The sequence below is a fragment of the Rahnella sp. R3(2024) genome (genome assembly GCF_042920125.1).
GTDB classification, from domain to species: Bacteria; Pseudomonadota; Gammaproteobacteria; order Enterobacterales; family Enterobacteriaceae; genus Rahnella; species Rahnella rivi.
In genome coordinates this window covers 1,865,891-1,889,913 of sequence record NZ_JBHGBU010000001.1, presented here as the reverse complement: position 1 = coordinate 1,889,913, position 24,023 = coordinate 1,865,891, and the positions used below count along the sequence as shown (strand labels likewise).

General features: G+C 55.1%; 23 protein-coding genes. 13 read left to right on the top strand and 10 right to left on the bottom strand.

All coding sequences use genetic code 11. The features are described from left to right. Positions 1–64: 64 nt before the first annotated feature. Positions 65–760, top strand: a complete 696-nt coding sequence (locus tag ABSH60_RS08605; protein WP_056775524.1) for a pirin family protein — start codon at positions 65–67, stop codon at positions 758–760. A gap of 51 nt (positions 761–811) precedes the next feature. Here ABSH60_RS08605 and ABSH60_RS08600 read toward each other — a convergent pair whose 3' ends face one another. Continuing rightward, positions 812–1,846 (bottom strand): autotransporter outer membrane beta-barrel domain-containing protein, encoded by a 1,035-nt coding sequence (locus ABSH60_RS08600; RefSeq protein ID WP_390973554.1) that lies wholly within the window; start codon positions 1,844–1,846, stop codon positions 812–814. 406 nt (positions 1,847–2,252) lie between these two features. On the opposite strand from ABSH60_RS08600, the gene ABSH60_RS08595 reads away from it, so the two are divergent. From ABSH60_RS08595 to gntR, 5 genes are all read left to right on the top strand, one after another. Beyond that, positions 2,253–2,576, top strand: coding sequence for a PTS sugar transporter subunit IIB (locus ABSH60_RS08595; protein WP_056775519.1), 324 nt, complete (start codon positions 2,253–2,255; stop codon positions 2,574–2,576). Then, the gene (locus tag ABSH60_RS08590; RefSeq protein WP_122097266.1) at positions 2,573–3,901 is read left to right on the top strand and encodes a PTS sugar transporter subunit IIC; all 1,329 of its coding nucleotides are present in this window, start codon (positions 2,573–2,575) and stop codon (positions 3,899–3,901) included. The genes ABSH60_RS08595 and ABSH60_RS08590 overlap by 4 nt, the downstream gene beginning before the upstream one ends. A 25-nt stretch (positions 3,902–3,926) precedes the next feature. Continuing rightward, positions 3,927–5,309, top strand: coding sequence for a family 1 glycosylhydrolase (locus tag ABSH60_RS08585; protein ID WP_390973552.1), 1,383 nt, complete (start codon positions 3,927–3,929; stop codon positions 5,307–5,309). 28 nt (positions 5,310–5,337) lie between these two features. Further along, the gene (locus ABSH60_RS08580; protein ID WP_390973550.1) at positions 5,338–6,255 is read left to right on the top strand and encodes a LacI family DNA-binding transcriptional regulator; all 918 of its coding nucleotides are present in this window, start codon (positions 5,338–5,340) and stop codon (positions 6,253–6,255) included. Between the two features lie 106 nt (positions 6,256–6,361). Beyond that, positions 6,362–7,357 (top strand): gluconate operon transcriptional repressor GntR, encoded by a 996-nt coding sequence (gntR, locus tag ABSH60_RS08575; protein WP_056775509.1) that lies wholly within the window; start codon positions 6,362–6,364, stop codon positions 7,355–7,357. 71 nt (positions 7,358–7,428) lie between these two features. Here the strand turns inward: gntR and glpD are convergent, their stop codons facing one another. From glpD to ulaG, 9 genes are all read right to left on the bottom strand, one after another. Continuing rightward, positions 7,429–8,940, bottom strand: coding sequence for a glycerol-3-phosphate dehydrogenase (gene glpD, locus ABSH60_RS08570; protein WP_390973548.1), 1,512 nt, complete (start codon positions 8,938–8,940; stop codon positions 7,429–7,431). A 278-nt stretch (positions 8,941–9,218) separates the two neighbouring features. Beyond that, complete coding sequence (locus ABSH60_RS08565) at positions 9,219–9,977, bottom strand: DeoR/GlpR family transcriptional regulator (RefSeq protein WP_056775505.1); 759 nt, start codon at positions 9,975–9,977, stop codon at positions 9,219–9,221. Positions 9,978–9,986: 9 nt separating this feature from the next. Beyond that, a complete protein-coding gene (glpG, locus tag ABSH60_RS08560) occupies positions 9,987–10,817 on the bottom strand; it encodes a rhomboid family intramembrane serine protease GlpG (RefSeq protein WP_056775501.1) in 831 nt (276 codons plus the stop codon). A gap of 108 nt (positions 10,818–10,925) precedes the next feature. Continuing rightward, complete coding sequence (locus ABSH60_RS08555; protein ID WP_390973545.1) at positions 10,926–12,194, bottom strand: HipA domain-containing protein; 1,269 nt, start codon at positions 12,192–12,194, stop codon at positions 10,926–10,928. Next, positions 12,191–12,733, bottom strand: a complete 543-nt coding sequence (locus ABSH60_RS08550) for a helix-turn-helix domain-containing protein (RefSeq protein WP_390973543.1) — start codon at positions 12,731–12,733, stop codon at positions 12,191–12,193. Before ABSH60_RS08550 ends, ABSH60_RS08555 begins: the two co-directional genes overlap by 4 nt. Before the next feature lie 55 nt (positions 12,734–12,788). Further along, positions 12,789–13,979 carry a PLP-dependent aspartate aminotransferase family protein gene (locus ABSH60_RS08545; RefSeq protein WP_122097269.1) on the bottom strand — a complete coding sequence of 397 codons (1,191 nt, stop codon included), beginning with the start codon at positions 13,977–13,979 and terminating at the stop codon, positions 12,789–12,791. 153 nt (positions 13,980–14,132) lie between these two features. Continuing rightward, positions 14,133–14,453, bottom strand: coding sequence for a thiosulfate sulfurtransferase GlpE (gene glpE / locus ABSH60_RS08540; protein WP_122097270.1), 321 nt, complete (start codon positions 14,451–14,453; stop codon positions 14,133–14,135). Between the two features lie 84 nt (positions 14,454–14,537). Continuing rightward, the gene (ulaR, locus tag ABSH60_RS08535; protein WP_056775492.1) at positions 14,538–15,293 is read right to left on the bottom strand and encodes an HTH-type transcriptional regulator UlaR; all 756 of its coding nucleotides are present in this window, start codon (positions 15,291–15,293) and stop codon (positions 14,538–14,540) included. Positions 15,294–15,430: 137 nt separating this feature from the next. Further along, entirely contained in the window at positions 15,431–16,495 is a 1,065-nt protein-coding gene (gene ulaG / locus ABSH60_RS08530) for an L-ascorbate 6-phosphate lactonase (protein ID WP_183849771.1), read from the bottom strand. A 406-nt stretch (positions 16,496–16,901) separates the two neighbouring features. Here ulaG and ulaA point away from each other — a divergent pair, with 406 nt between their 5' ends. The 7 genes from ulaA to malP all read left to right on the top strand — a co-directional run bounded on the left by ulaA (position 16,902) and on the right by malP (position 24,018). Next, positions 16,902–18,305 (top strand): PTS ascorbate transporter subunit IIC, encoded by a 1,404-nt coding sequence (gene ulaA / locus ABSH60_RS08525; protein WP_390973540.1) that lies wholly within the window; start codon positions 16,902–16,904, stop codon positions 18,303–18,305. A 14-nt stretch (positions 18,306–18,319) separates the two neighbouring features. Further along, positions 18,320–18,628, top strand: coding sequence for a PTS ascorbate transporter subunit IIB (gene ulaB, locus ABSH60_RS08520; protein ID WP_122097273.1), 309 nt, complete (start codon positions 18,320–18,322; stop codon positions 18,626–18,628). A gap of 10 nt (positions 18,629–18,638) precedes the next feature. After that, entirely contained in the window at positions 18,639–19,109 is a 471-nt protein-coding gene (gene ulaC / locus ABSH60_RS08515; RefSeq protein WP_136375387.1) for a PTS ascorbate transporter subunit IIA, read from the top strand. A gap of 25 nt (positions 19,110–19,134) precedes the next feature. Next, complete coding sequence (locus ABSH60_RS08510) at positions 19,135–19,791, top strand: 3-keto-L-gulonate-6-phosphate decarboxylase UlaD (RefSeq protein WP_183849767.1); 657 nt, start codon at positions 19,135–19,137, stop codon at positions 19,789–19,791. 10 nt (positions 19,792–19,801) lie between these two features. Beyond that, on the top strand, positions 19,802–20,662 hold the full coding sequence (locus ABSH60_RS08505; RefSeq protein ID WP_183849766.1) for an L-ribulose-5-phosphate 3-epimerase: 861 nt from the start codon (positions 19,802–19,804) through the stop codon (positions 20,660–20,662). Further along, positions 20,659–21,348 carry an L-ribulose-5-phosphate 4-epimerase gene (locus ABSH60_RS08500; RefSeq protein WP_390973537.1) on the top strand — a complete coding sequence of 230 codons (690 nt, stop codon included), beginning with the start codon at positions 20,659–20,661 and terminating at the stop codon, positions 21,346–21,348. Before ABSH60_RS08505 ends, ABSH60_RS08500 begins: the two co-directional genes overlap by 4 nt. Before the next feature lie 255 nt (positions 21,349–21,603). Beyond that, a complete protein-coding gene (gene malP / locus ABSH60_RS08495) occupies positions 21,604–24,018 on the top strand; it encodes a maltodextrin phosphorylase (protein ID WP_390973535.1) in 2,415 nt (804 codons plus the stop codon). Positions 24,019–24,023: the final 5 nt, after the last annotated feature.

Genomic DNA, 24,023 nt, shown 5'->3' with positions numbered 1-24,023 from the left:
GTTTTTACGCTTTCTTATTCTCAGCCGTTGACTAGACTAGAGAAAACATTGAGGAGAGTTGAACATGATCTACTTACGCAAAGCACAAGAACGCGGTCACGCAAGTCACGGCTGGCTGGAAAGCTGGCACACTTTCTCTTTCGCCGATTATTACGATGCAAACTTCATGGGATTCTCCGCACTGCGGGTCATCAATGAAGACTTTATCGACGAAGGGCAAGGGTTTGGCAAACATCCGCATAAAGACATGGAAATCCTGACCTACGTGCTCGAAGGCACTGTGGAACATCAGGACAGCATGGGCAACAAAGAGCAGATTCAGGCGGGTGAATTCCAGATCATGAGTGCCGGTACCGGCGTGACCCACTCTGAGTACAACGGCAACAAAGACCGCAAATTGCATCTGTACCAGATCTGGATCATTCCGGATAAAAAAGGTCTGGAACCGCGTTATGAACAACGTATGTTCGACGCGCCACAAGGCCGCCAGCTGGTGCTTTCTCCGGATGCACGTGATGGTTCACTGAAAGTCTTCCAGGACATGGAATTGTCCCGCTGGGCGCTGAAAAAAGACGAACAGTCTGTCTATCAGATTCAGGCAGAACGTCGTGTGTGGATCCAGGTGGTGAAAGGCACCGTCTCCATCAACGGTCAGAAAGCCGGGCCAAGCGATGCGCTGGCGATCTGGGATGAAACGGCGCTGTCCGTTCATGCCGATGAAGACAGTGAAATTCTGCTGTTTGATCTGCCACCGGTCTGAACAGGCAGGTAACACCCCTGAAGGCGACTCCGGTCGCCTTTTTTACGTCTGTTATCTGAAGCTGACGTTAATGCCCAGCTGCCCCTGATATCCCATCCCCGGCAGGCTTAAATTTCGGTAATGGGTGATGTCACTGAAAAATGCCACGCGTTTTGACAGCGTCGCGGTCAGGCCCACGCCGTCCTGCACCCAGCGTTCCGTCGTCGGTGGCTCGATTTCAACCGTATTGATGGTCACTGCCGATTTATCTCCGACGTTGCCCACCAGATCAATGTGAAAATAGGGCGTCAGGGAAGAGGTGTTGCGTTCTGTCTGACGGAAAATCCGCAAGCCGCCGCGCACCTGGCCGCTGTTCTGATCGATAGGCTGAATGCGTTGGCTGAGCGTGTTGAACGAATCCAGATGCAGATGCTGAGCGACAAACTGCGCCTGCGGTTCAAGCCTCCAGTTGTCTGCCACACGGTAAGGCTTGCCGATCTCGACGGAGAGCGTCGAGCCATAACCTTTCTGCGCGGCGTTGCGTTTTTCCGATAAGTCCTCGCGATAAAAGGTGTTCTGGTTAACGACATTCAGGTAGCCGCCTTCTGATGTCACCGCGCTGTAATACCCGCCAATGCCCGCCGATGCCGTCGAAATATTGCCGGTGCTGAGCGCCTGCCCGATAAGCCTCAGCGCGCTGTCTTTGGTATCAGTGGTCTGATTCCCCAGTGTGACGATCACCCCGGCGCGGCGGTGCTCCCCGTCCGGTTTTTCTTCCTGAAACAGATCTCTGCCGATTTGCGCAAACCAGATATTCGACGCGCGATAGCGGGTATCCGTGACATCCGCGTTATGGCTGCCGCCGAGTAAACCCCAGGTGCCGTTTTCGCGGTTTTTCGACGCATTACTCTGTCGTTCAAGGTAGGTTCCCACCGTTTTAAAGCCATATTCCCGGTTGAGGTAAGGCGCTGTGACGTAGGCATTTTGCGCCGGTTGCGGGTCAGCGGCCTGTACACAACTTTCATGCAGCGCAAAACTGACCGTTCTGCCCAGAATAAACACCAGCGTAAAGGCGGTAAAAGTGAGGGTTTTGCCTGAAGTCGTCATGAGTTCGCCTGCCTGTCTGCCCTGATGTCATCGGATAAGGCGGCTCAATATAGGCTGTTTTTTACGCAAGGCTAATCACACTGCATCAGAGATAAAAATGTCAGGCACCACGGGCATCACAGCCCGGTGTGAGAAATTTTAGCCGGGCAAAAAAGCAATGATTACCGGTGAGTTTCCTAACTAAACGCGTTTTGCGCAACGCGGCGGCATAGTCCTTTCTCTAAAAAGATGCTGAGAATTTATTCAACTTCGTGACGCTTTTCACAGCCTGATACGACGCTGTCCCGATTTTATGAGCATGCTCTCATTCCACCCTTTCAGTCATGGAAACCGGTTTCCAAAGAGACTCAAATACCTTCGGCAAGAGAAAACGGGCAGAACATTAATTATCTGGGAGTGAAGCAAAATGAAAAGAATCATGCTTTGTTGTTCGGCGGGGATGTCGACCAGTTTGTTAGTTCGCAAAATGAAAGAGGCCGCTGCCGCACGGGGCGAAGAGGTGCAGATCGAGGCGTTTGGTGCCAGCGAGTTTGACGAAAAATTCCGTGACTATCAGGTGGTGCTGCTCGGGCCGCAGGTGCGCTACATGCAGGCCGATTTATCGGCAAAGGCAGCAGAATTTAATATTCCGGTCGAAACCATCAATATGATGGATTACGGCATGCAGCGCGGCGACAACGTGCTGGACTTCGCTTACGGCCTGATCGCCCAGGAAGGAAGCCGCGTATGAGTGGCCTTTATCAGGCGATGGTGAACGTGATCGAAAAGCACATCACGCCACTGGCCGGCAGCGTCGGCCAGCAGCGGCATGTGATTGCGATCCGCGACGGCTTTATCGCCGCGCTGCCGTTTATGATCATCGGCTCATTTATGCTGGTGTTTATCTTCCCGCCTTTTTCCCCCGACACCACCAACGGTTTTGCCCGCGGCTGGCTGGATCTGTCGCTGAAATACCGCGAACAGCTGATGCTGCCGTGGTATCTGAGCATGGGTGTGATGACCTTTTTCATCTCGGTCGGTATCGGTGCCAGCCTTGGCAAACACTATAAACTTGACCCGATCATGACCGGTTTGCTGGCGTTTATGGCCTTTCTGCTGGTCGCCGCGCCCTATCATGACAAACAAATCTCCACCCAATATTTCTCCGGCGAAGGCATATTCACCGCGATCCTGACGGCAATTTATGCCGCCGAAGTGTATGCGCTGCTCAAACGCCGCAACATCACCATCCGCCTGCCGAAAGAAGTGCCCACCGGCGTGGCGCGTTCTTTTGAAATTCTGATCCCGGTGATTGTGATTGTCGCCACGCTGCATCCGCTGAACCTGTTTATTCAGTCCACCACCGGGATGATTATTCCCGAAGCGATCATGCACCTGCTGGCGCCGCTGGTTTCTGCCTCCGATTCCCTGCCGGCGATTTTGATTTCGGTCTTTATCTGCCAGGTGCTGTGGTTTGCGGGTATTCATGGTGCGCTGATTGTTACCGGCATCATGAATCCGTTCTGGATGACCAATCTGGCGCTGAACCAGACGGCATTACAGGCCGGTGCGCCACTGCCGCATATCTATCTGCAAGGATTCTGGGATCACTATTTGCTGATTGGCGGCGTCGGTTCGACCCTGCCGCTGGCGATCCTGCTGCTGTGCAGCAAGGCGGTGCACCTGCGTACCATCGGTAAAATGGGGGTGGTGCCGAGTTTCTTTAACATCAACGAACCGATTCTCTTCGGTACGCCGATTATCATGAATCCGGTGTTTTTCCTGCCGTTCACACTGGTCCCGATGCTCAACGCCATCTTCGCTTATACCGCCACAAAACTCGGCTGGGTAGCGCAAGTGGTGTCGCTCACACCCTGGACGACACCGGCGCCAATTGGTGCGTCATGGGCCGCAAATTGGGCGTTCAGCCCGGTAATTATGTGTCTTTTCTGTATGGTGTTATCGGCAGTAATGTATTACCCGTTCCTGAAAGCTTACGAACGTACGCTGCTGAAACAGGAAGCGGAAAAGGCTACGACACAAACGGCGGGTAACGCCGTGCCAGCAAACAGCTAAAAGCTAACGGACAGCGAGGATGACGATGAAATATCAATTTCCAAAAGAATTCTGGTGGGGCAGTGCCAGCTCAGCGCCGCAAACGGAGGGGGAAACCCTCAGTCACGGCAAAAGCGCCACGGTCTGGGATCACTGGTATTCGCAGCAACCGACACGTTTTCACGGCGACGTCGGCCCGCAGGACACATCGACGTTTTATAAAAACTGGCGCGAGGATATCGCGCTGCTGAAACAGCTGAACCACAATACTTTCCGAACCTCTATTTCCTGGGCGCGCCTGATCCCCAACGGGCGTGGCGCTGTCAACCCGGAAGCGGTGGCGTTCTACAATCAGGTGATTGACGAAATGCTGGCGCAGGGCGTGCAGCCGTTCATCAACCTTTTCCACTTCGACATGCCCATGGCGATGCAGGAAATCGGCGGCTGGGAAAACCGCGACGTGGTGCAGGCCTATGAAACTTATGCCGATACCTGTTTTGAGCTATTCGGCGATCGCGTCAAACACTGGTTTACCTTCAATGAGCCGGTGGTGCCAGTCGAAGGCGGCTACCTGTATGATTTCCACTATCCGAACGTGGTGGATTTCAAACGTGCGGCCACCGTTGCCTATCACACCATGCTGGCGCACTCGCGGGCGGTGAAAGCGTACCGCGCCCGCAACCTTGGCGGCGAAATCGGCATCATTCTCAACCTGACGCCGTCTTATCCACGCTCGCAAAACCCGGCTGACCTGAAAGCCGCGAACATTGCGGATCTGATGTTCAACCGCAGCTTCCTCGACCCGGCACTGCGCGGCGAATATCCGCAGGAACTGGTGGATCTGCTGAAAAAACACGATCAGCTCCCGGCCTGTCAGCAGGGAGACAAAGAGCTGTTGCAGCAGGGCGTGGTGGATTTACTCGGCATCAACTATTACCAGCCGCGCCGCATTCAGTGCCGCGACAGTATGGTGAATCCGGAAAGTCCGTTTATGCCGGAATGGTTCTTTGACAACTACGTCATGCCGGGGCGTAAGATGAACCCGCACCGTGGCTGGGAAATTTACGAGCAGGGCATTTACGATATTCTGACCAATCTGCGCGAAAACTACGGCAATCCGCGCTGTTTCATTTCTGAAAACGGCATGGGCGTGGAGCACGAACTGCGCTTCGAGAAAGAGGGCCGGATTGACGACGATTACCGCATCGGGTTTGTCAGCGGGCATCTGAAATGGCTGCACCGGGCGTTGCAGGAAGGCAGCGGCTGTCTCGGCTACCATATGTGGACGTTTATTGATTGCTGGTCGTGGATGAATGCGTACAAAAACCGCTATGGCTTTGTGCAGCTGGATCTCGACACGCAAAAACGGACAGTGAAAAAGAGTGGCGAATGGTTCGCGCAGGTCGCTAAACATCACGGTTTCGACTAACCCTTAACGCGGTGACGCAAGGAAAGACATGGCAAACATTAACGACGTTTCGCGGCTGGCAAACGTCTCGAAAGCGACGGTTTCCCGTGTCCTGAGTGGCAGCCGCGGTGTAAAAGAAGAAAGCCGCCTGGCCGTGATGCAGGCGGTGGAAACACTGCAATACAAACCCAGCATGATTGCGCAGTCGCTCTCCACGCAGTCTACCGGCTGCATCGGCGTGATTTGTGCGGCAGAAAATATCAATCAGAGCACCGGCTATCTGCACGCGCTGGAAAAAGAGCTGAGGCTCAATCAAAAGTATTTACTGTTGAGATTCGCCACCGATGCCGCCAGCCTTGCCCATTCCGTGGATGAAATCGGTCGCGGGCTTTGCGATGCGATGATTGTGATTGGCGCGCGCTTCGCCCTGCCTGCGCTGCCCGACAACGTCATTACCATTGATTGCCTGGACGCGGATTCCGGGCGCAGCATTCATTTTGACCGCAGCTTTGCTACCGAAACCGCCTGCCAGTATGTGTTGCAGCAGGGGCGCCGACAGATTGCACTGATTAACTTTGAAAACAGCGAGGCCGCGGGGCAGGTGCTTCAGGGCTACCATCTGGCGCTGGAAAAATTCTTACTGCCTTATGACCGGCGGCTGGTCCACAGCGGAGAAGACGCGCTCACGCAGCTGCTGGCGCAGAATGTTCCGTTCAATGCGTTGCTGGTACCAGACGATGCCACCGCGCAGGACGCGTTACGTCAGCTTACCCAGCTGGGCCGCGCGGTGCCGCAGGCGGTGATGGTGTTCAGCCTCGACAGCACGCTGCCGCCGGGCGCTTCGGCGGTGCCGGCTATCGCTTATCCGCTGGAAACGCTGGCGCAAAGAGCGATGGCATTGCTCACCGGACAGTTTTCAGCGAACACCGGCGAGCCGGTTCGCGGGCAGCTTTGTCTGCCTGCCTGACCCGCATCGCATGTCGCGCAGCAACGGATATCCGCCTGCGCGAATGTTTGCTACCATAACTCCCTGATCCCTTAACCCCTTTCAGCGGCACATCCCTTTGACGACTATGAAGAAAAAAAGACCCGTACTCCAGGATGTGGCCGATAAAGTGGGCGTGACCAAAATGACGGTCAGCCGTTACTTACGCAACCCCGAACAGGTTTCCGGCGCGTTGCAGGAAAAGATTTCGGCCGCTCTCGATGAACTGGGTTACATCCCCAACCGCGCTCCGGACATTCTGTCGAATGCCAAAAGCCGCGCCATCGGCGTGCTGCTGCCGTCACTGACCAATCAGGTGTTCGCCGAAGTGCTGCGCGGCATCGAAAGCGTCACGGATATTCACGGTTATCAGACTATGCTGGCGCACTACGGCTACAGTCAGGAGCGCGAAGAACAGCGTCTGACCTCGCTGCTTTCTTACAATATCGACGGGCTGATTTTATCGGAGCGTCATCACACCGCACGGACGCTGAAAATGATTGAAGTCGCCGGTATTCCGGTGGTGGAAATGATGGATTGCGTCTCACCCTGCGTCGATCTGGCGGTCGGATTCAACAACTTTGAAGCGGCGCGGCAAATGACCCAGCAAATCATCGCGCGCGGCCACCGCCATGTGGTGTATTTCGGCGCACGTCAGGACGAACGCACCCTTATCAAGCAGCAGGGTTACGAGCAGGCGATGCGTGAATCCGGGCTGGAGCCTTACAGCGTGATGACCAGCCGGTCATCGAGTTACAGCGCGGGGGCGGAATTATTGCGTCAGGCGCAAAAAGACTGGCCGCAAATCGACAGTATTTTCTGCACCAACGATGACCTTGCGGCAGGCGCATTCTTCGAATGCCAGCGTCAGGGGCTGAAAATCCCGTCACAAATGGCGATCGCCGGTTTCCATGGTCACAACATGGGACAGGCGATGGAACCGCCGCTGGCCAGCGTGCTGACACCGCGTGAGAGAATGGGGCAGATCTCCGCCGAACGTTTGCTGGCGAGATTACGCGGTGAGAACGTCGTCCCGCGCATGGTGGATGTCGGCTTTACAATTTCAGCGGGCGGCAGTATCTGAGCCCTGCGCGCAGATAAAAAAATCCCCGGCGAAGTGGCCGGGGATTGTGCAGTGTTCATTTGCAGGCGCGTTTATGACGCCAGTGACAAATGTCTTTTCTGCTGTTTGTAGGTTTGCAGCCACCCGGCGACGCGCTGTTGCTGGGATTTATCCAGCCACATGCCGAGTTTGGTACGACGCCAGATCGCATCATCCAGTTCGCTCACCCACTCTTTTTCCACCAGATAGCGCAACTCTGCTTCATAGAACCCGTGACCAAAATCTTCACCCAGCGATTCAATGCTGGTGGCGTCAGACAGGAACAACTCCGTCTGGCTGCCGTAAGTGCGGGCATAACGGCGAGCCAGGGTTTCCGGCAACCATTTGAAGCGGCTGCGCAGATTGGCGCTGTAAGTATCACGATCGCCGTTCAACTTCCCGCCGGGCAGTACCGCCGTTTTGGTCCATGCCGGGCCTGCTTTCGGGTAGTATTTGCCGAGTTTTTCCAGCGCATGTTCTGCCAGTTTACGGTAGGTGGTCAGCTTGCCGCCGAACACGGAAAGCAGCGGCGCTTTGCCGTCCTGATCGTGAACGTCGAGCGTGTAATCACGGGTCACTGCCTGCGGTGAATCCGATTCGTCATCACACAGCGGACGCACGCCGGAGTAAGTCCAGACGATGTCTTCGGTGGTCAGCTGTTTCTTAAAGTGGTCGTTGTACACTTTCAGCAGATAACCGACTTCTTTATCATCGATTTTCACGTCTTTCGGGTCGCCGTGGTATTCCACGTCGGTGGTGCCGATGATCGAGAACTCATCCAGCCACGGGATCACAAACACAATGCGGTGATCTTCGTTTTGCAGAATGTAGGCCTGCGGCTGATTGTGCGCACGCGGCACCACAATGTGGCTGCCTTTGATCAGACGAATGCCGTACGGCGATTTCAGTTTCAGACCGTCGTCGAAGAAATGTTTGACCCACGGACCGGTGGCGTTCACCAGGCCTTTGGCGCGCCAGGTGAAGGTTTTGCCGGTGTCGATATCTTCGGCTTCGACCATCCACAAACCGTCTTCACGCCATGCACGGGTCACGCGGGTGCGGGTACGGACTTCGCCGCCGCGCTCTTCCACTTCCTGAGCGTTGACGACCACTAAACGCGCGTCATCGACCCAGCAGTCTGAGTATTCAAAACCTTTGGTCAGTTCGGGTTTCAGCACCGATTCGTTGCCAAACTTCAGGCCTTTGCTGGCCGGCAGGCTGGTGCGCTTGCCCAGATGGTCATACAGGAACAGACCGGCGCGGATCATCCAGGCCGGGCGCAAATGCGGCTGATGCGGTAAACGGAAACGCATCGGGAAGGCAATATGCGGTGCCATTTTCAACAGCACTTCACGTTCAGCCAGCGCTTCGCTGACCAGACGGAATTCGTAATGTTCCAGATAGCGCAGGCCACCGTGGATCAGTTTAGAACTGGCCGAAGAGGTCGCGCAGGCCAAGTCTTGCGCTTCAAGCAGCAGAACAGACAGCCCGCGGCCAGCTGCATCTACTGCGATGCCGGTACCATTAATACCGCCACCAATTACGATCAAGTCTTTGGTTTCCACGTCATCTTCCTCCAGATGTTCGCAATAGCTCTTTTATGTTCGTTTTCGCTCACGATTGTAATCGAGAATCGTCAAACAAGCCAAGCGTTAACCAAATAAAAACAATTATGCGTGATGAAGGTAACATTTTTGTGTCGGTTTCGAGCAAAACGGCAAGAAGGGAACGAAACCGAACGCGGCAAAGCGTGGAATGTTTCGCAATTGTTCGTTTTGAAAGGGCAGGGAGGAGAAGGGAAAAGCGGGAGCGCCCGCGCGGCGCTCCAGAAAAAGCAGGGAAATCAGCAGAGTTCGAGCTGAACGTCGTACTTGTCGATGATCTGTTTCACGCTGTCCGGCGGCAGTTTATCGGTAAACAGATAGTGGATTAAATCCATTTTGCCGAGATTTACCATGGCGTTACGGCCAAATTTGGAATGGTCGGTCACCAGCATCACGCAGCGGGAGTTTTCGATAATCGCGCGTTTGGTTCGCGCTTCGTGATAATCGAATTCAAGCAGCGAGCCGTCCATATCGATGCCGCTGATGCCGAGAATGCCGTAATCGAGGCGGAACTGGGAGATGAAATCGAGCGTGGCTTCACCCATGATGCCGCCGTCGCGGGCGCGAACTTCACCCCCGGCGAGGAACAGGCGGAAATCGTCTTTGGCGCTCAGCAGCGTTGCCACGTTCAGGTTGTTGGTGACGATGCGCAGATCTTTATGGTTGAGCAACGCGTGCGCCACGGCTTCCGGCGTGGTGCCGATATCGATAAACAGCGTTGAACCGTCGGGGATCTGGCTGGCAACGCGTTCGGCGATGCGCGCTTTCGCTTCCGACCACATCACTTTACGGTCGTTATAGGCCGCATTCACCGAACTCGACGGCAAGGCTGCGCCGCCGTGATGGCGATGAATTTTGTTCTGTTCGGCCAAATCGTTCAGATCACGACGGATAGTTTGCGGGCTGACGGCGAAGTGCTCCACCAGCTCTTCCGTGCTGACGTAACCCTGCTGACGGACGAGATCGATAATCGCATCATGGCGTTGTGTTTGTTTCACCCGAATCCCCTACTTGCTTTTTTTGCGCGGTGTGCGCGTATCAACAAATGCCATCACCAGGCCAAGACCCAGACCAAATGCATGTGCGGCATTCGCCACAGCAGCACCGCCGGTTGCGTAACCAATGAACATGAAAATCAGCGAAATGACCAGCAATCCGCCGGGAACGTACAAACGACTTTCCGGTTTTAACTGGCCGGTCAGCCACGCATAGCCCATCAGCGCATAAACCACGCCGGACAGACCGCCGAACCAGATACCGCTCACCATCGACTGGCCCCAGCCGCTGATCAGTGCGGAAATCAGCGTCACGGTAAACAGCTTGCCGCTGCCCAGATGCATTTCAATCTGGCTGGCAAGATACCACCACCAGGCCAGATTAATCAGTAAGGCGATAAACGAGAAATTCATCAGCGCGGGCGTGAACCAGCGCCAGACCTGGAACATGCGGGAACTGTCAGGCCAGGCCAGCCAGCTCATCACCAGCTGATCGCCCACCATTTGTTGCAGGATAAACACCGCAAGACTCAGGACGATCATGCCGATGGTCAGCGGCCCGGCGCGGCTGCGCAGGCTTTTCAGGAAAGGCGCGTGCGACATTTTTAAATGCGGCTGCGTTTTGCCGGTTTTCCAGCTGGCCTCCTGATAACGCGGATGCAGCGGATCGCGCACAAACAGGGCGACCTGTTTTTCTGCTTCTTCCAGACGGGATTCATCTTCCAGCCAGATCTGCACTTCCTGACTTTCGTGTTTCGTCGTCAGCGTAAAACCCTGCGTTGCCATGTAATCGACAAACGCCTGAGCGAGGCGGGGGTTGTTCAGGTTAAGAATGCGCACCATAGCGTTAAGCGGTTTCCCTAATTGTTTGACTGCGGTAATTCATTGTTATGCCAGCATGCGATAACGGTATCGCCCGATTATCTGTCAGCGGGCTTTCCGATAACAGGGTCATGCTAACCTAAATGCCGATGACATCGCATTTTGCTCGCGTGCCGGAATGCCAATTTTGCTGGCAATGGTTGGCCACTGCCTGACGACGTGCTGGCAGCGACGGATAATATCCAGCGCATCGGTGTCTGAAATCCGAAATACCGGTGCCACCGAAAGCGCCAAATCGAGATCCATCGCATTATCGGATTCGCTGATATTCAGTTTTAATCCCGTGCTTTGTGCCACAGGATTGATGTCATAGGCGGGTGATAGACGCCATCCTTTTCCCGGCTCCAGCAGAAAACCATGGTTACGCAGATGATCGTCCGTATTGGAAACCAGCAGGTTGAAGACGATACGTGCCCAAAGTTCGCGTAAATCCTGATTCGGCTGCGCACCCTGGTTGATCAGTACTGAGGCCAGATCAAGATAGCTGACGCCGGAAGAGGCATCATCGCCATCCTGATGGCCTGTCAGCGTCATCGCTGAGGCAAAGTGTTTACGCAGGCCTTCTGCCGTTCGGTCAAAACGCTTCACTAAAAAACAATGATGGGGATTGGCATAGCGGCGGGCAAGGCTTTCAGGCACATTCAGACCACAGGCTTTTGCCAGCGTATTCACGACCAGCTCCCAGGCGCCGATATCGTATTCATCATTGATACTTGGGAATTTTGCTATCCAAAGATGGCCATCTGGGGCACTGACGCTGGCTTTAGGGCGTGCGCCGCCGAGTGAGCCGCCCGGTGCAATCAGCAACCGTAACCATTCGTCGCCTGTGGCATCCTGATTTTCGCTGTCCTTCTCCAGCGCCCGGCTGGCAGCTTCAAGCTCGCGAATTTGTATGAAAGGAGGGGCTGCGACATCATGACGATCATCGAGAAAATGACCTTCATCATTGAGCCGAAATCGCAGTGCGCCGATACGAAAACTGTCATGCACGCCCAGCAGATAATCTGATTCATAAAGACGCTGACTGGCCGGGGCCATACCTGCTCGTTTTTCGCGTTCCAGCCGTCTTTTCATCAATAAACGCCCCCAGCGATCCGGGCAGGTATCCGCGAAGGCACCAAAAATATCCTGCCCTTGCGCCGGATATTGTGGCCCGGTGAATAAACCTATGCGTGGATCAAGCTGGAGATTGGCGAAATCAGGATGCTCAAGCGCAGCCTGATCATATTCAAAGGCAAAAATTTCCCGCCCTCCGGCTTTATGCACATTGAGAAAACCGATGCGCAGTGGCGATGAGAGTGGTGTCCAGTCAGCATACACGGCGATCCTTACCGTCATTTCTTCGTCCTTTTAGGGTTCTTTTTATCAACGTTCTCATCACCGTGAAGCAGTGACGCTAATGAACCTGCACTCAAAAAATCATCTTTCGCCCAGTCGCTATCCGTATTCGGTTCGACATGTGTTAAATCAGGATTGTCTGAAGGTGCCGTCCGTTTTGATCGGGATTGACGTGCGGCGGGTTTACGGGGGGATAATTTAGCATCCTGCAACTGATGGCCGAACGGATCATCTTTGAGCAGAAAATTCAGGTCTTCCTCTACTCCCAGCACCTGCATAACAGCGAGATACGCCCCGATTGTCACGCCCACGCCGCCCCGTTCAATATTGCGTAATGTCATGGGCACCATGCCTGCGCGTTCTGCGACCTGCGCTGCCGTCAGTTTACGGCGTAGCCTCGCCAGGCGAAGACGATCACCAAACTCAGTCAATAATGATTCAGTTTTCGGAAGCAGCGGTGACGTTTTTCTGGGCATGGGAAGAGCCAATGAGAAGTGTAAACTGATACTATTATGGCGATATTGTCTGAATATCGCCATAATAATTACACTTTTGAGTGCGCGGGTGTGACGCGCAGCGGGATTTCAGGGAGATTTACAACCCTTCCAGCGCCTGCGCCAGATCGGCGATCAGGTCTTCGGTGTCTTCGATACCGATGCTGATACGCACCAGCCCGTCGGTGATCCCGCTCTGACGGCGGATCTCCGGCGCGACGGCGCTGTGGGTGGTGGACGCCGGATGGCAGGCCAGCGAGTCAGTATCGCCGAGCGACACCGCCTGCGTAATGATGCTCAGCTTATCGAGGAAAGTGCGTGCGGCGTTCAGCCCGCCTTTCAGCTCAATCGCCATGATCCCGCCAAACAGTTTCATTTGTTTCGATGCCGTGGCATGCCCCGGATGCTGTTTCAGCCCCGGATAGAACACCGTGTCGACCGCGCTGTGGCCGTCGAGAAACTCCGCCACCGCCTGCGCGCTGAGGGAACTGGCTTCCACGCGCAGCGGCAGCGTTTTCAAACCCCGGATCAGCAAACTGGCTTCGAACGGGCTGAGGCAACCGCCGAACTGTTTCAGGCTCAGGGTGCGGATTGGGGTGATTAACGCCGCAGAACCGGCCACCACGCCGCCGGTCGCATCGCCATGACCGCTGATGTATTTGGTGGCGGAGTGCAGAACGATATCAATGCCCAATTCCAGCGGACGCGTCAGGTACGGCGTGGCAAAGGTGTTATCCGCCACACTCACCGCGCCTGCGGCTTTGGACAGACGGGCGATCTCGGCCAGATCGGCGATATCCAGCCCCGGATTGGCAGGGGTTTCCACCAGCACCACTTTGGTGTTTGCCGTGAATGCCGCTTCCAGCCCGCTGACATCGGTGACGTGAACCGGTTTGATGCCATAACGCGGCAGCAGGTTACGCACCACGCCTTCGGTGCCGCCATACAGCGTGCCGATATGAATGATTTCATCGCCGGGAACCAGCAGGGCAAACAGCGTGGCGCTGATGGCCGCCATGCCACTTGCGCAGGCCACAGCGGTTTCCGCGCCTTCGAGTGCCGCCAGTTTTTGTTCGAAAACACTGACCGTCGGATTGGCGAAACGGCTGTACATATAGCCCGGCTCTTCACCGCTGAAACGGCGAGCACCGCTGTCGAAATCAGGATACGAAAATGCAGAAGAGGCCGTGATAGGCGTCGCGACGGCGCCGGTCTGGGCATCAGGCTGCTGGCCGCCATGAACGGCGAGGGTGCGCATCCCTAGAGAACGTGAAGTGTTCAGATTTTTCATCTTGAAATCCTGTCGATAGTAGGCGGAAATTATATCAAGACTGAGGAAAGGTAGCTTTTTCAACTTAAGAACATTTTCGGCGCAAACTGATCAAGCTGGTTATAAACAGCCTAGTCTGCGCCGGAAAAGAACAAGGGGGTAACGGGGAGAAAATCAGGCTTCGATATCGTGCGGAAAGGTTTTCGACCAGGCTTCAAAGCCGCCGTCCACGCTGTAGACCGATTCGAAACCCTGACCAATCAGGAACTGTGCTGCTCCGCGACTGCTGATGCCGTGATAGCACATCACCAGCACCGGTTTTTTGGCATCGGCCTGTTCCATGAATGCACGCATACTGTCGTTGCTCAGATGGAACGCGCCGGGGGCGTGACCCGCGCCGAACGTCTGAGGGTCACGGATATCGACCATCACGGCTTCGCCGGAGGTCAGGCGGGAATGCGCAAGTTCTACGCTGATTGCTTCAAATTGTTCCATTCTGGTCGTGCCTCATAAAAGGTGATGTCTTCATTCTACCCAATAATTGCACGACGAAGACCAGACAAAGAGAAGGGGTAAGCGTTAAACCAGGATCACTTTCACGCCTTTCTGGCGTAACTGCCCGATGATGTCGCCGTTCGCTTCTTTGCCGGTGATGAGCACATCGATTTGCTCGGTGCGGCTGAACAGCATACCCGCGCGCTGGCCGATTTTGCTGCTGTCGACCAGTACCGCTAAATTCCCGACGTAATTCAGCATCTTCTGCTCGGCCATCGCGGTCAGCATATCGGTTTTGTACAGGCCGTCAGTGGTCAGCCCCGCGCCGCTGGTGAACATCCAGTGTCCGGCATACAGGCTGGCATCGCCGTCTTGGGGTGCCAGCGTAATCGACTGACTTTTATTGTACTGCCCGCCCATGATCACCACGCTCTCGTGCTCCTGCTCAATCAGATAATTGGCCAGCGGCAGATAGTTGGTGATGACCTGAATGTCTTTTCCGCACATTTCACGGCCCAGCAGAAACGCCGTCGAGCCACAGTTAATCACCACGCTTTCACCCGGCTGGCACAGTTCGGCTGCCGCTTTGGCGATGCGCATTTTTTCGTTGAGGTTGTGGGTCTGATGGATGTTCAGCGGTGTCCAGTTCTGGCGTGGCTGATTAACGGCTTCCGCGCCGTTGCGCACTTTACGCAATTTCCCCAGTTCGTTGAGCTTGGTGATGTCACGACGCGCTGTCGCCGGTGAAATATCAAATTGATCAATCACATCTGCGACGGAAATCTGCCCCTGACGTTGCAGGAGATCGAGAATAGCGTTGTGTCGTTGTGGCTCAGTCATGGTGGCTCCGCAGGTAAATAGGTGATTACCGCGTGATTATAAACGAGCATTTAATGCATTCAATCATCATTTGCTGATAAAACCAGCGGGGAATACTTTCCCCGCTGTGAATGCATGACTCTTTTAAGTAAATAATTTTAAAGGAAAGATTTAAAGGGCAAATCGGTTTCTGTGGTGAAACAGTCGTCGAATCCACGCGGGTAGTGATATTCGAAATTGTCTTTGTCATTCGGGTAAGTAAATTTGCCGCCCACCTGCCAGATAAACGGCTTGAAGCCGTATTTCAGGCGATCTTTTTTCATCTCCCACAGCACACGGATTTCCTGCGGATCGGCCTGGAAATTCGACCAGATATCGTGATGGAACGGAATGACCACTTTGGTGTTCAGGGATTCCGCCATGCGCAGCATATCCACGCTGGTCATTTTGTCGGTCACGCCGCGCGGGTTCTCGCCGTAAGAGCCGAGCGCCACGTCAATCTGATACTCGTTGCCGTGTTTGGCGTAGTAGTTGGAATAGTGTGAATCGCCGCTGTGATACAGGTTTCCGCCCGGCGTTTTGAACAGATAATTCACCGCACGCTGATCCATCATGTCCGGCAGCACGCCTGCGGCTTTCTGATCGGCGGGCAGGGTGATCAGCACCGTGCGGTCAAAAGAATCCAGCGCGTGAATTTCCACATCTTTGATCCTGACCACTTTGCCCGGCGTCATCACGATGCAGCGTTCAGCCGGCACGCCCCAGCTCATCCACAAATCCACGCAGGTTTGCGGGCCGATAAAGGGGACGTCGGCAGCGCAGTTTTGCATTACGGCGGCGGCGACGTTCACATCGATATGATCGTTATGATCGTGGGTGGAGAGCACGGCGTCGATCTCGCGGATCGCGAAGGGATCGAGCACAAACGGCGTGGTGCGCAGATTCGGCTGGAGCTTCTTCACACCGGCCATGCGTTGCATCTGGTGGCCGGTTTTCATCAGCGGGCTGCTGTGATTTTGCTTGCCGACGCCGCACCATAAATCGACACAGATATTCGCGCCGCCCTCAGATTTCAGCCAGATCCCCGTACAGCCCAGCCACCACATGGCAAAGGTGCCCGGCGCGACCTTTTCCTGCTCAATTTCTTCGTTTAACCAGGTGCCCCATTCCGGGAACGTACTGAGGATCCAGGACTCGCGGCTGATCGTTTCTACTTTGCTCATGGTATTCCCTCATCTGAGTTGGGTTTGAAATAAGACGTCATAATAAATCATTTAATGATTAATCATGATTTATTGATGAGGAAGTTATCACCGAAAAAGTGTCATGACAATGATTTTAAGGCGGGTTTTTTGAGCATGAATAAAAACGTTTGAGAAGGGGTATTCAGCCGGATTCGCATTATTTAATAAGATAATAAGTCATTATGGTATTGAAATTATTCATGAATATGAGGTTTTTTAGCCAGGTGGCTATTTACCCTGATGACGATATCTTGCGAGACTGCTCACAAATAATCATTGTGAATCTTTATCTGATTCGATGTGAGCATTAGAGTGCGTCTGTCCCTCACTTCGCCGCGCGTTGTGCAGCGCCGGGAAGATCAAACAAGGTCAGACGGAGAGTCTTATGGAATTCCTCTACACCATCTTCACCGTATTTTTTAATCAGGTAATGACCAACGCGCCGTTGCTGCTGGGTATAGTGACCATGCTGGGTTACATCCTGCTCAGGAAGAGCGCGACGGTGATCATCAAAGGCACCATTAAAACCATTATCGGCTTTATGTTGTTGCAGGCGGGGTCCGGTATTCTGACCGGCACCTTTAAACCGGTGGTGGCAAAACTTTCAGAGGTTTACCACATCAACGGTGCGATCTCTGACACCTACGCCTCGATGATGGCGACGGTCGAGCGCATGGGCGAGGCTTACAGCTGGGTCGGTTATGCGGTGCTGATCGCCCTCGGGCTGAATATCCTGATGGTGGTTTTCCGCCGTATTACCGGCATTCGCACCATCATGCTCACCGGCCACATCATGTTCCAGCAGGCGGGGCTGATTGCGGTGTTCTTCTTCATCATGGGCTATCCGATGTGGACCACCATCTGGTCGACGGCGATCCTGGTGTCGCTGTACTGGGGCATTACGTCGAACATGATGTACAAACCGACGCAGTCCGTGACGGAAAACAGCGGTTTCTCCATCGGGCATCAGCAGCAGTTCGCCTCGTGGATCGCCTGTAAAATCGCGCCCTATCTCGGCAAGAAAGAAGACAGCGTGGAGGACCTGAAACTGCCGGGCTGGCTGAATATCTTCCACGACAATATTGTCTCAACTGCCATCGTCATGACCGTGTTCTTCGGCATTATTCTGTGCTCCTTCGGCCTCGACACCCTGCAGCAAATGGCCGGTAAAACCCACTGGACGATTTACATCCTGCAAACCGGTCTGATGTTTGCGGTGGCGATCTTCATCATTATTCAGGGCGTGCGCATGTTCGTCGCTGAACTGACCGAAGCCTTTAACGGCATCTCCCAACGCTTAATTCCCGGTGCCGTGCTGGCGATCGACTGCGCGGCAATCTACAGCTTTGCGCCGAACGCCGTGGTCTGGGGCTTTATGTGGGGCACCATCGGCCAGCTGATTGCCGTCGCCATTCTGTTTGGCCTCGGCTCATCCATCATGATCATCCCCGGTTTCATCCCGATGTTCTTCTCCAACGCCACCATCGGCGTGTTTGCCAACCACTTCGGCGGCTGGCGAGCGGCGCTGAAAATTTGTCTGGTGATGGGGATGATCGAAATCTTCGGCTGCGTCTGGGCCATCAAACTCACCGGCCTGAGCGCCTGGATGGGCATGGCTGACTGGTCGATTCTGGCACCGCCAATGATGCAGGGCTTCTTCAGCATCGGGATGGCCTTTATGGGCATCATCGCGGTGATCGCACTGTTGTACATGTTCTTCGCCGGTCGCACATTGCGCGCAGAAGAAGATGCGGAAAAACAAACGCTTAATCAATCTACTTCACATTAATCAACGAGGTTCCCATGACAGTACGAATTCTGGCGGTATGCGGTTGCGGGCAAGGCAGTTCGATGATCATGAAGATGAAAATCGGCCAGTTCCTGACGCAGGAAGGCGTGGATCACACCATGAACAGTTGCGCGGTGGGGGAATACAAATCAGAGCTGGGCGGCGCCGATATTATTGTCGCCTCCACGCACGTGGCGGATGAAATCACCGTCAGCGGCAACAAATACGTGGTCGGCGTGCGCAACATGCTGTCGGCGGCAGATTTCGGCCCGAAAGTGATGGAAGTGATCAACGCGCACTTTCCGTCGTCGCTGAAAAAGTAAGGAGCGCTGTATGAAACTGCGAGATTCGCTGGCTGAAAACAACTCGATTCGCCTCAACGCAGAAGCCGAAACCTGGCAGGAAGCGGTGAAAATCGGCGTCGATATGCTTGTGGACGCCGGTGTGGTCGAGCCGCGTTATTACCAGGCAATTTTGGATGGCGTGAAACAGTTCGGGCCGTATTTCGTGATAGCGCCGGGGCTGGCGATGCCGCATGGCCGCCCGGAAGAAGGCGTCCTGAAAACCGGTTTTGCGCTGGTGACCCTGAAAACGCCGCGGGTGTTCAACCACGAGGATAACGATCCGGTGGATATCCTCATCACGCTGGCGGCGGTGGATGCCAACGCCCATCAGGAAATCGGCATCATGCAGGTGGTGAACCTGTTTGATGACGAAGCCAATTTTGACCGCCTGCGCGCCTGTACTACCGCGCAGCAGGTGCTGGATTTGATCGACCAGACTTCCGCCGCGGCGGTTCACTAATTCGTTAGCAGAGAAGGAATTCAATATGTCTCATTCATTACCGATGTTGCAGGTGGCGCTGGATAACCAGTCGATGGACGACGCCTACAAAACCACGCGCCTGATCGCCAGCGAAGTCGACATCATCGAAGTCGGCACCATTTTATGCGTCGCCGAAGGCGTGCGGGCGGTGCGTGATTTGAAAGCGCTGTATCCGGAAAAAATCGTGCTGGCCGATGCCAAAATCGCCGATGCCGGAAAAATCCTCTCGCGCATGTGCTTTGAAGCCAACGCCGACTGGGTGACGGTGATTTGCTGCGCCGACATCAACACCACCAAAGGCGCGCTGGAAGTGGCGAAGGAATTTAACGGCGACGTGCAGATTGAACTGACCGGTTACTGGACGTGGGAACAGGCGCAGGAATGGCATGACGCCGGTATTCAGCAGGTGGTTTATCACCGCAGCCGCGATGCTCAGGCCGCCGGTGTGGCGTGGAGTGATGCCGATATCACCGCCATCAAACGCCTGTCGGATATGGGCTTTAAAGTGACCATTACCGGTGGGCTGGCGCTGGAAGATTTGCCGCTGTTTAAAGACATTCCGGTCCACGTTTTCATCGCCGGTCGCAGTATCCGCGATGCCAAAGATCCGGTTGACGCGGCGCGTCAGTTCAAAAAATCCATCAGCCAGCTCTGGGGCTAAGGAATCTCGCATGATGCATAAAGCCGTTCCACTCGGTATCTATGAAAAAGCCCTGCCTGCGGGCGAAGACTGGCTGATGCGCCTGACGCTGGCGAAAGAGCTGGGCTTCGATTTCGTTGAAATGTCGGTAGATGAAACCGATCACCGGCTGGCGCGGCTTGACTGGTCACGCGAGCAACGCCTGCTGGTGGTCGATGCGATTTCGCGCACCGGCATCCGCATTCCCTCGATGTGCCTGAGCGCGCACCGGCGGTTTCCGCTCGGCGCAGAAGACGATGAAACCCGCAATCAGGGTCTGGACATCATGCGCAAAGCCATCGTGCTGGCGCAGGATCTCGGCATCCGCGTGATCCAGCTCGCCGGTTATGACGTTTATTACCAGCAGGCCAACGACCACACCCGCGAACGTTTCCGCGACGGCTTGCAGGAGTCGGTCGAAATGGCCAGCCGCGCGCAGGTGACGCTTGCGATGGAAATCATGGATTACCCGCTGATGAATTCCATCAGCAAAGCCTTGGGTTACACGCATTACCTGAATAACCCGTGGTTCCAGCTTTACCCGGATATCGGCAATTTGTCGGCGTGGGATAACGACGTGCAGATGGAACTGGCGAGCGGCGCGGGGCACATCGTCGCCGTGCACATTAAAGACACGCAGCCCGGCGTATTCAAAAACGTGCCCTTCGGCAGCGGGGTGGTGGAGTTCGAGCGCTGCTTTGAAACGCTGCAAAAAAGCGGTTATCGCGGGCCGTACCTGATCGAAATGTGGAGCGAAACGGCCGCCGATCCGATGCAGGAAGTGCGCAACGCCCGCGCCTGGGTGGTGGATAAAATGCAGAAAGCCGGGCTGAACATGGAGGAAACCGTATGACGGATGCTCTGAAACAACGCGTATTTGAAGCCAACATGGCGCTGCCCGCTTACGGTCTGGTGACCTTTACGTGGGGAAACGTCAGCGGGATTGACCGCGAGCGCGGGCTGGTGGTCATCAAGCCGAGCGGCGTGGAATACGAAAGCATGCAGGCCAGCGATATGGTGGTGCTGAATCTGCAAGGCGACGTCGTGGAAGGGCATTACACCCCTTCCTCCGACACCGCCACGCATCTCGAACTTTACGCCCGTTTTCCGCAGCTTGGCGGCATCGTGCATACCCATTCCACCTACGCGACCTCATGGGCGCAGGCTGGCGTGGCCATCCCGCCGCTCGGTACCACGCATGCGGATTATTTCGCCGGTGCGGTGCCGTGCACCCGGCCTTTATCGCGTCAGGAAGTGGGCGGCGAATATGAACTGGAAACCGGCAAAGTGATCGCCGCAGCGCTGAGCGGCATCGACCCGCTGCACATGCCGGGCATTCTGGTCGCCCAGCACGGCCCGTTCTGCTGGGGCAGCACGCCGGAACAGGCGGTACACAACGCCGTGGTGCTGGAAGAAGTCGCGAAAATGGCGTGGATCACCGGTTCCATCCGGCGTAACCAAACCCCGATGGACGACTATTTGCTGCAAAAACACTTCAGCCGCAAACACGGGCCGGATGCCTATTACGGACAGAAATAATGGCACGGAGATGCCCTTAAAATGCCCCCCCGGCCCCCCCTTCGAAGGTGGGGGTTGGATGGGGCTTAAGGGTATCTCCGGCTAACCCGACATTATCCCTTCGACATGATTTCATGCATTTTTCCTCATCCCCGCAGTGAGCTTTTTTCCGGCATAGGGTTTATACATAAAGATGCCCAGATCACATTTTTTAGCGCAACCAGGCTTTTTCTCACGGAAGTATTCCGTCCCTCAGACAGAAAAGAGACTGCCCTTATGTCGAAGATCACGTTCAAGCAGGATGTTTTTTTGGCGGCGCTCACCCGCCAGTGGCAAGCGTTCGGACTCACTTGTGCCACGGATATGACCCGGCATCAGTGGTGGCATGCGGTCAGTGCTGCCGTCGCCGAACAGTTACCGCCGCAAAGCGATACCGTCACTAGCAAAAGCAAAAAAATCACCCGCCACGTTAACTACATTTCGATGGAGTTTCTGGTCGGGCGGCTGACCGGCAACAATCTGATTAACCTCGGCTGGTACGAGAAAATTGCCGGGGCACTGGAATCTTTCGATATCAATCTGACCGACCTGCTGGAAGAAGAAATCGACCCGGCGCTCGGCAACGGCGGCCTCGGGCGTCTGGCAGCCTGTTATCTCGATGCGATGGCCTCGGTCGGGCAGCCGGGGATCGGCTACGGCCTGAACTATCAGTACGGTTTGTTCCGCCAGCGCTTTGTGGATGGCAAACAGAAAGAGTCGCCGGATGACTGGCACCGCAGCGAATACCCGTGGTTCCGCCACAACAGTTCGCTGGCGGTCAGCGTCGGGATCGGCGGGAAAATCGTGAAAGATGAGCAGGGTGTTCCGCGCTGGGAGCCGGAGTTTACGCTGCGTGGCGAAGCCTGGGATCTGCCGGTGATGGGATATCGCAACGGCATCACGCAGCCGCTGCGTTTATGGGAAGCCACGCATCCGCATCCGTTTGATCTCGAAAAATTTAATGACGGCGAGTTTCTGAAAGCGGAACAGCAGGGCGTGGATGCGGCGAAACTTACCAAAGTGCTCTACCCGAACGACAATCATCAGGCCGGTAAACGTCTGCGCCTGATGCAGCAGTATTTCCAGTGTGCCTGCTCGGTGGCCGATATCCTGCGGCGTCATCATTTCCTTGGCCGAAAAATCAGCGAGCTGCCGGATTATGAAGTTATCCAGCTCAACGATACGCACCCAACCATCGCCATTCCTGAAATGCTGCGCGTATTGCTCGACGAGCATCAGCTGAGCTGGAATGACGCGTGGCACATCACCAGCCGCACGTTTGCCTACACCAACCACACCCTGATGCCGGAAGCGCTGGAAACCTGGGACGAAAGTCTGGTGCGCAGCCTGTTGCCGCGCCATTTCCAGATCATTAAGCAAATTAACGCCAACTTTAAGAAACTGGTCAGCAAAGAGTGGCCGGGCGATGAAGCGGTGTGGGCGAAGCTGGCGGTGCATCACGACAAACAGGTGCGCATGGCGAACCTGTGCGTGGTTGCCGGTTTTGCGGTCAATGGTGTCGCGGCGCTGCACTCGGATCTGGTGGTGAAAGATTTGTTCCCGGAATATCACCAGCTTTGGCCGGAAAAATTCCACAACGTCACCAACGGCATCACGCCGCGTCGCTGGCTGAAACAGTGTAATCCGGCGCTGTCTGCGCTGATTGATGACCGCCTGAAAACCGACAGCTGGGTCACGGATCTCGATGCGCTGAAAGGGCTGGAAGACGGCATCAAAGACAAAAAATTCTGTAAGCAGTACCGCAACATCAAGCATGACAACAAAGTGCGGCTGGCGGAATACGTCTGGCAGCGCATGGGCATCAGGCTCAATCCGGACGCGATTTTCGATGTGCAGATCAAACGCCTGCACGAGTACAAACGTCAGCACCTCAACCTGCTGCACATTCTTTCGCTTTACCGCCAGATCCGTGACAACCCGAAACTCGACATCGTGCCGCGCGTGTTCCTGTTCGGTGCCAAAGCCGCCCCCGGTTATTACCTCGCCAAAAACATTATCTATGCGATCAATCAGGTGGCGGAGAAGATCAACAATGATCCGATCGTCGCGGATCGTATCAAAGTGGTGTTCATTCCCGATTACTGCGTGTCGGTGGCGGAACTGATGATCCCGGCTGCGGACGTCTCCGAGCAGATTTCAACGGCGGGTAAGGAAGCCTCGGGCACCGGCAACATGAAACTGGCGCTCAATGGCGCGCTGACCGTCGGAACGCTCGACGGCGCAAACGTCGAAATTGCCGAACAGGTCGGCGAGGACAACATCTTTATCTTTGGCCTGACGGTCGATGAAGTGAAAGCGCAGCTGAAAAAAGGCTACAAGCCGAAAGCGCTGGTGAAAAAAGACAAACACCTCAAAGCCATTCTCGACGAACTGGCCAGCGGCTTTTATGCCAATGGCGATAAAAAAGCGTTCGATCTGATGCTGAACAGCCTGCTCGATGGCGGTGATCCGTATCTGGTGCTGGCGGATTTCGCCGAATACTGCGAGGCGCAAAAACAGGTGGATGCGCTTTACCGTAACGCCGACGAATGGACGCGCCGTGCGCTGCTCAATACGGCGCGCGTCGGGATGTTCAGCGCCGACCGTTCCATTCGCGATTACCAGCAGCGTATCTGGCAGGCCAAACGTTAGGAGCC

Excerpts from the sequence above, each read along its gene's own strand:
- ABSH60_RS08605 (WP_056775524.1), top strand. The coding sequence starts at position 65 with ATGATCTACTTACGCAAAGCACAAGAACGCGGTCACGCAAGTCACGGC.
- ABSH60_RS08600 (WP_390973554.1), bottom strand. The coding sequence starts at position 1,846 with ATGACGACTTCAGGCAAAACCCTCACTTTTACCGCCTTTACGCTGGTG.
- ABSH60_RS08595 (WP_056775519.1), top strand. The coding sequence starts at position 2,253 with ATGAAAAGAATCATGCTTTGTTGTTCGGCGGGGATGTCGACCAGTTTG.
- ABSH60_RS08590 (WP_122097266.1), top strand. The coding sequence starts at position 2,573 with ATGAGTGGCCTTTATCAGGCGATGGTGAACGTGATCGAAAAGCACATC.
- ABSH60_RS08585 (WP_390973552.1), top strand. The coding sequence starts at position 3,927 with ATGAAATATCAATTTCCAAAAGAATTCTGGTGGGGCAGTGCCAGCTCA.
- ABSH60_RS08580 (WP_390973550.1), top strand. The coding sequence starts at position 5,338 with ATGGCAAACATTAACGACGTTTCGCGGCTGGCAAACGTCTCGAAAGCG.
- gntR (WP_056775509.1), top strand. The coding sequence starts at position 6,362 with ATGAAGAAAAAAAGACCCGTACTCCAGGATGTGGCCGATAAAGTGGGC.
- glpG (WP_056775501.1), bottom strand. The coding sequence starts at position 10,817 with ATGGTGCGCATTCTTAACCTGAACAACCCCCGCCTCGCTCAGGCGTTT.
- ABSH60_RS08555 (WP_390973545.1), bottom strand. The coding sequence starts at position 12,194 with ATGACGGTAAGGATCGCCGTGTATGCTGACTGGACACCACTCTCATCG.
- ABSH60_RS08550 (WP_390973543.1), bottom strand. The coding sequence starts at position 12,733 with ATGGCGATATTCAGACAATATCGCCATAATAGTATCAGTTTACACTTC.
- ABSH60_RS08545 (WP_122097269.1), bottom strand. The coding sequence starts at position 13,979 with ATGAAAAATCTGAACACTTCACGTTCTCTAGGGATGCGCACCCTCGCC.
- glpE (WP_122097270.1), bottom strand. The coding sequence starts at position 14,453 with ATGGAACAATTTGAAGCAATCAGCGTAGAACTTGCGCATTCCCGCCTG.
- ulaR (WP_056775492.1), bottom strand. The coding sequence starts at position 15,293 with ATGACTGAGCCACAACGACACAACGCTATTCTCGATCTCCTGCAACGT.
- ulaG (WP_183849771.1), bottom strand. The coding sequence starts at position 16,495 with ATGAGCAAAGTAGAAACGATCAGCCGCGAGTCCTGGATCCTCAGTACG.
- ulaA (WP_390973540.1), top strand. The coding sequence starts at position 16,902 with ATGGAATTCCTCTACACCATCTTCACCGTATTTTTTAATCAGGTAATG.
- ulaB (WP_122097273.1), top strand. The coding sequence starts at position 18,320 with ATGACAGTACGAATTCTGGCGGTATGCGGTTGCGGGCAAGGCAGTTCG.
- ulaC (WP_136375387.1), top strand. The coding sequence starts at position 18,639 with ATGAAACTGCGAGATTCGCTGGCTGAAAACAACTCGATTCGCCTCAAC.
- ABSH60_RS08510 (WP_183849767.1), top strand. The coding sequence starts at position 19,135 with ATGTCTCATTCATTACCGATGTTGCAGGTGGCGCTGGATAACCAGTCG.
- ABSH60_RS08505 (WP_183849766.1), top strand. The coding sequence starts at position 19,802 with ATGATGCATAAAGCCGTTCCACTCGGTATCTATGAAAAAGCCCTGCCT.
- ABSH60_RS08500 (WP_390973537.1), top strand. The coding sequence starts at position 20,659 with ATGACGGATGCTCTGAAACAACGCGTATTTGAAGCCAACATGGCGCTG.
- malP (WP_390973535.1), top strand. The coding sequence starts at position 21,604 with ATGTCGAAGATCACGTTCAAGCAGGATGTTTTTTTGGCGGCGCTCACC.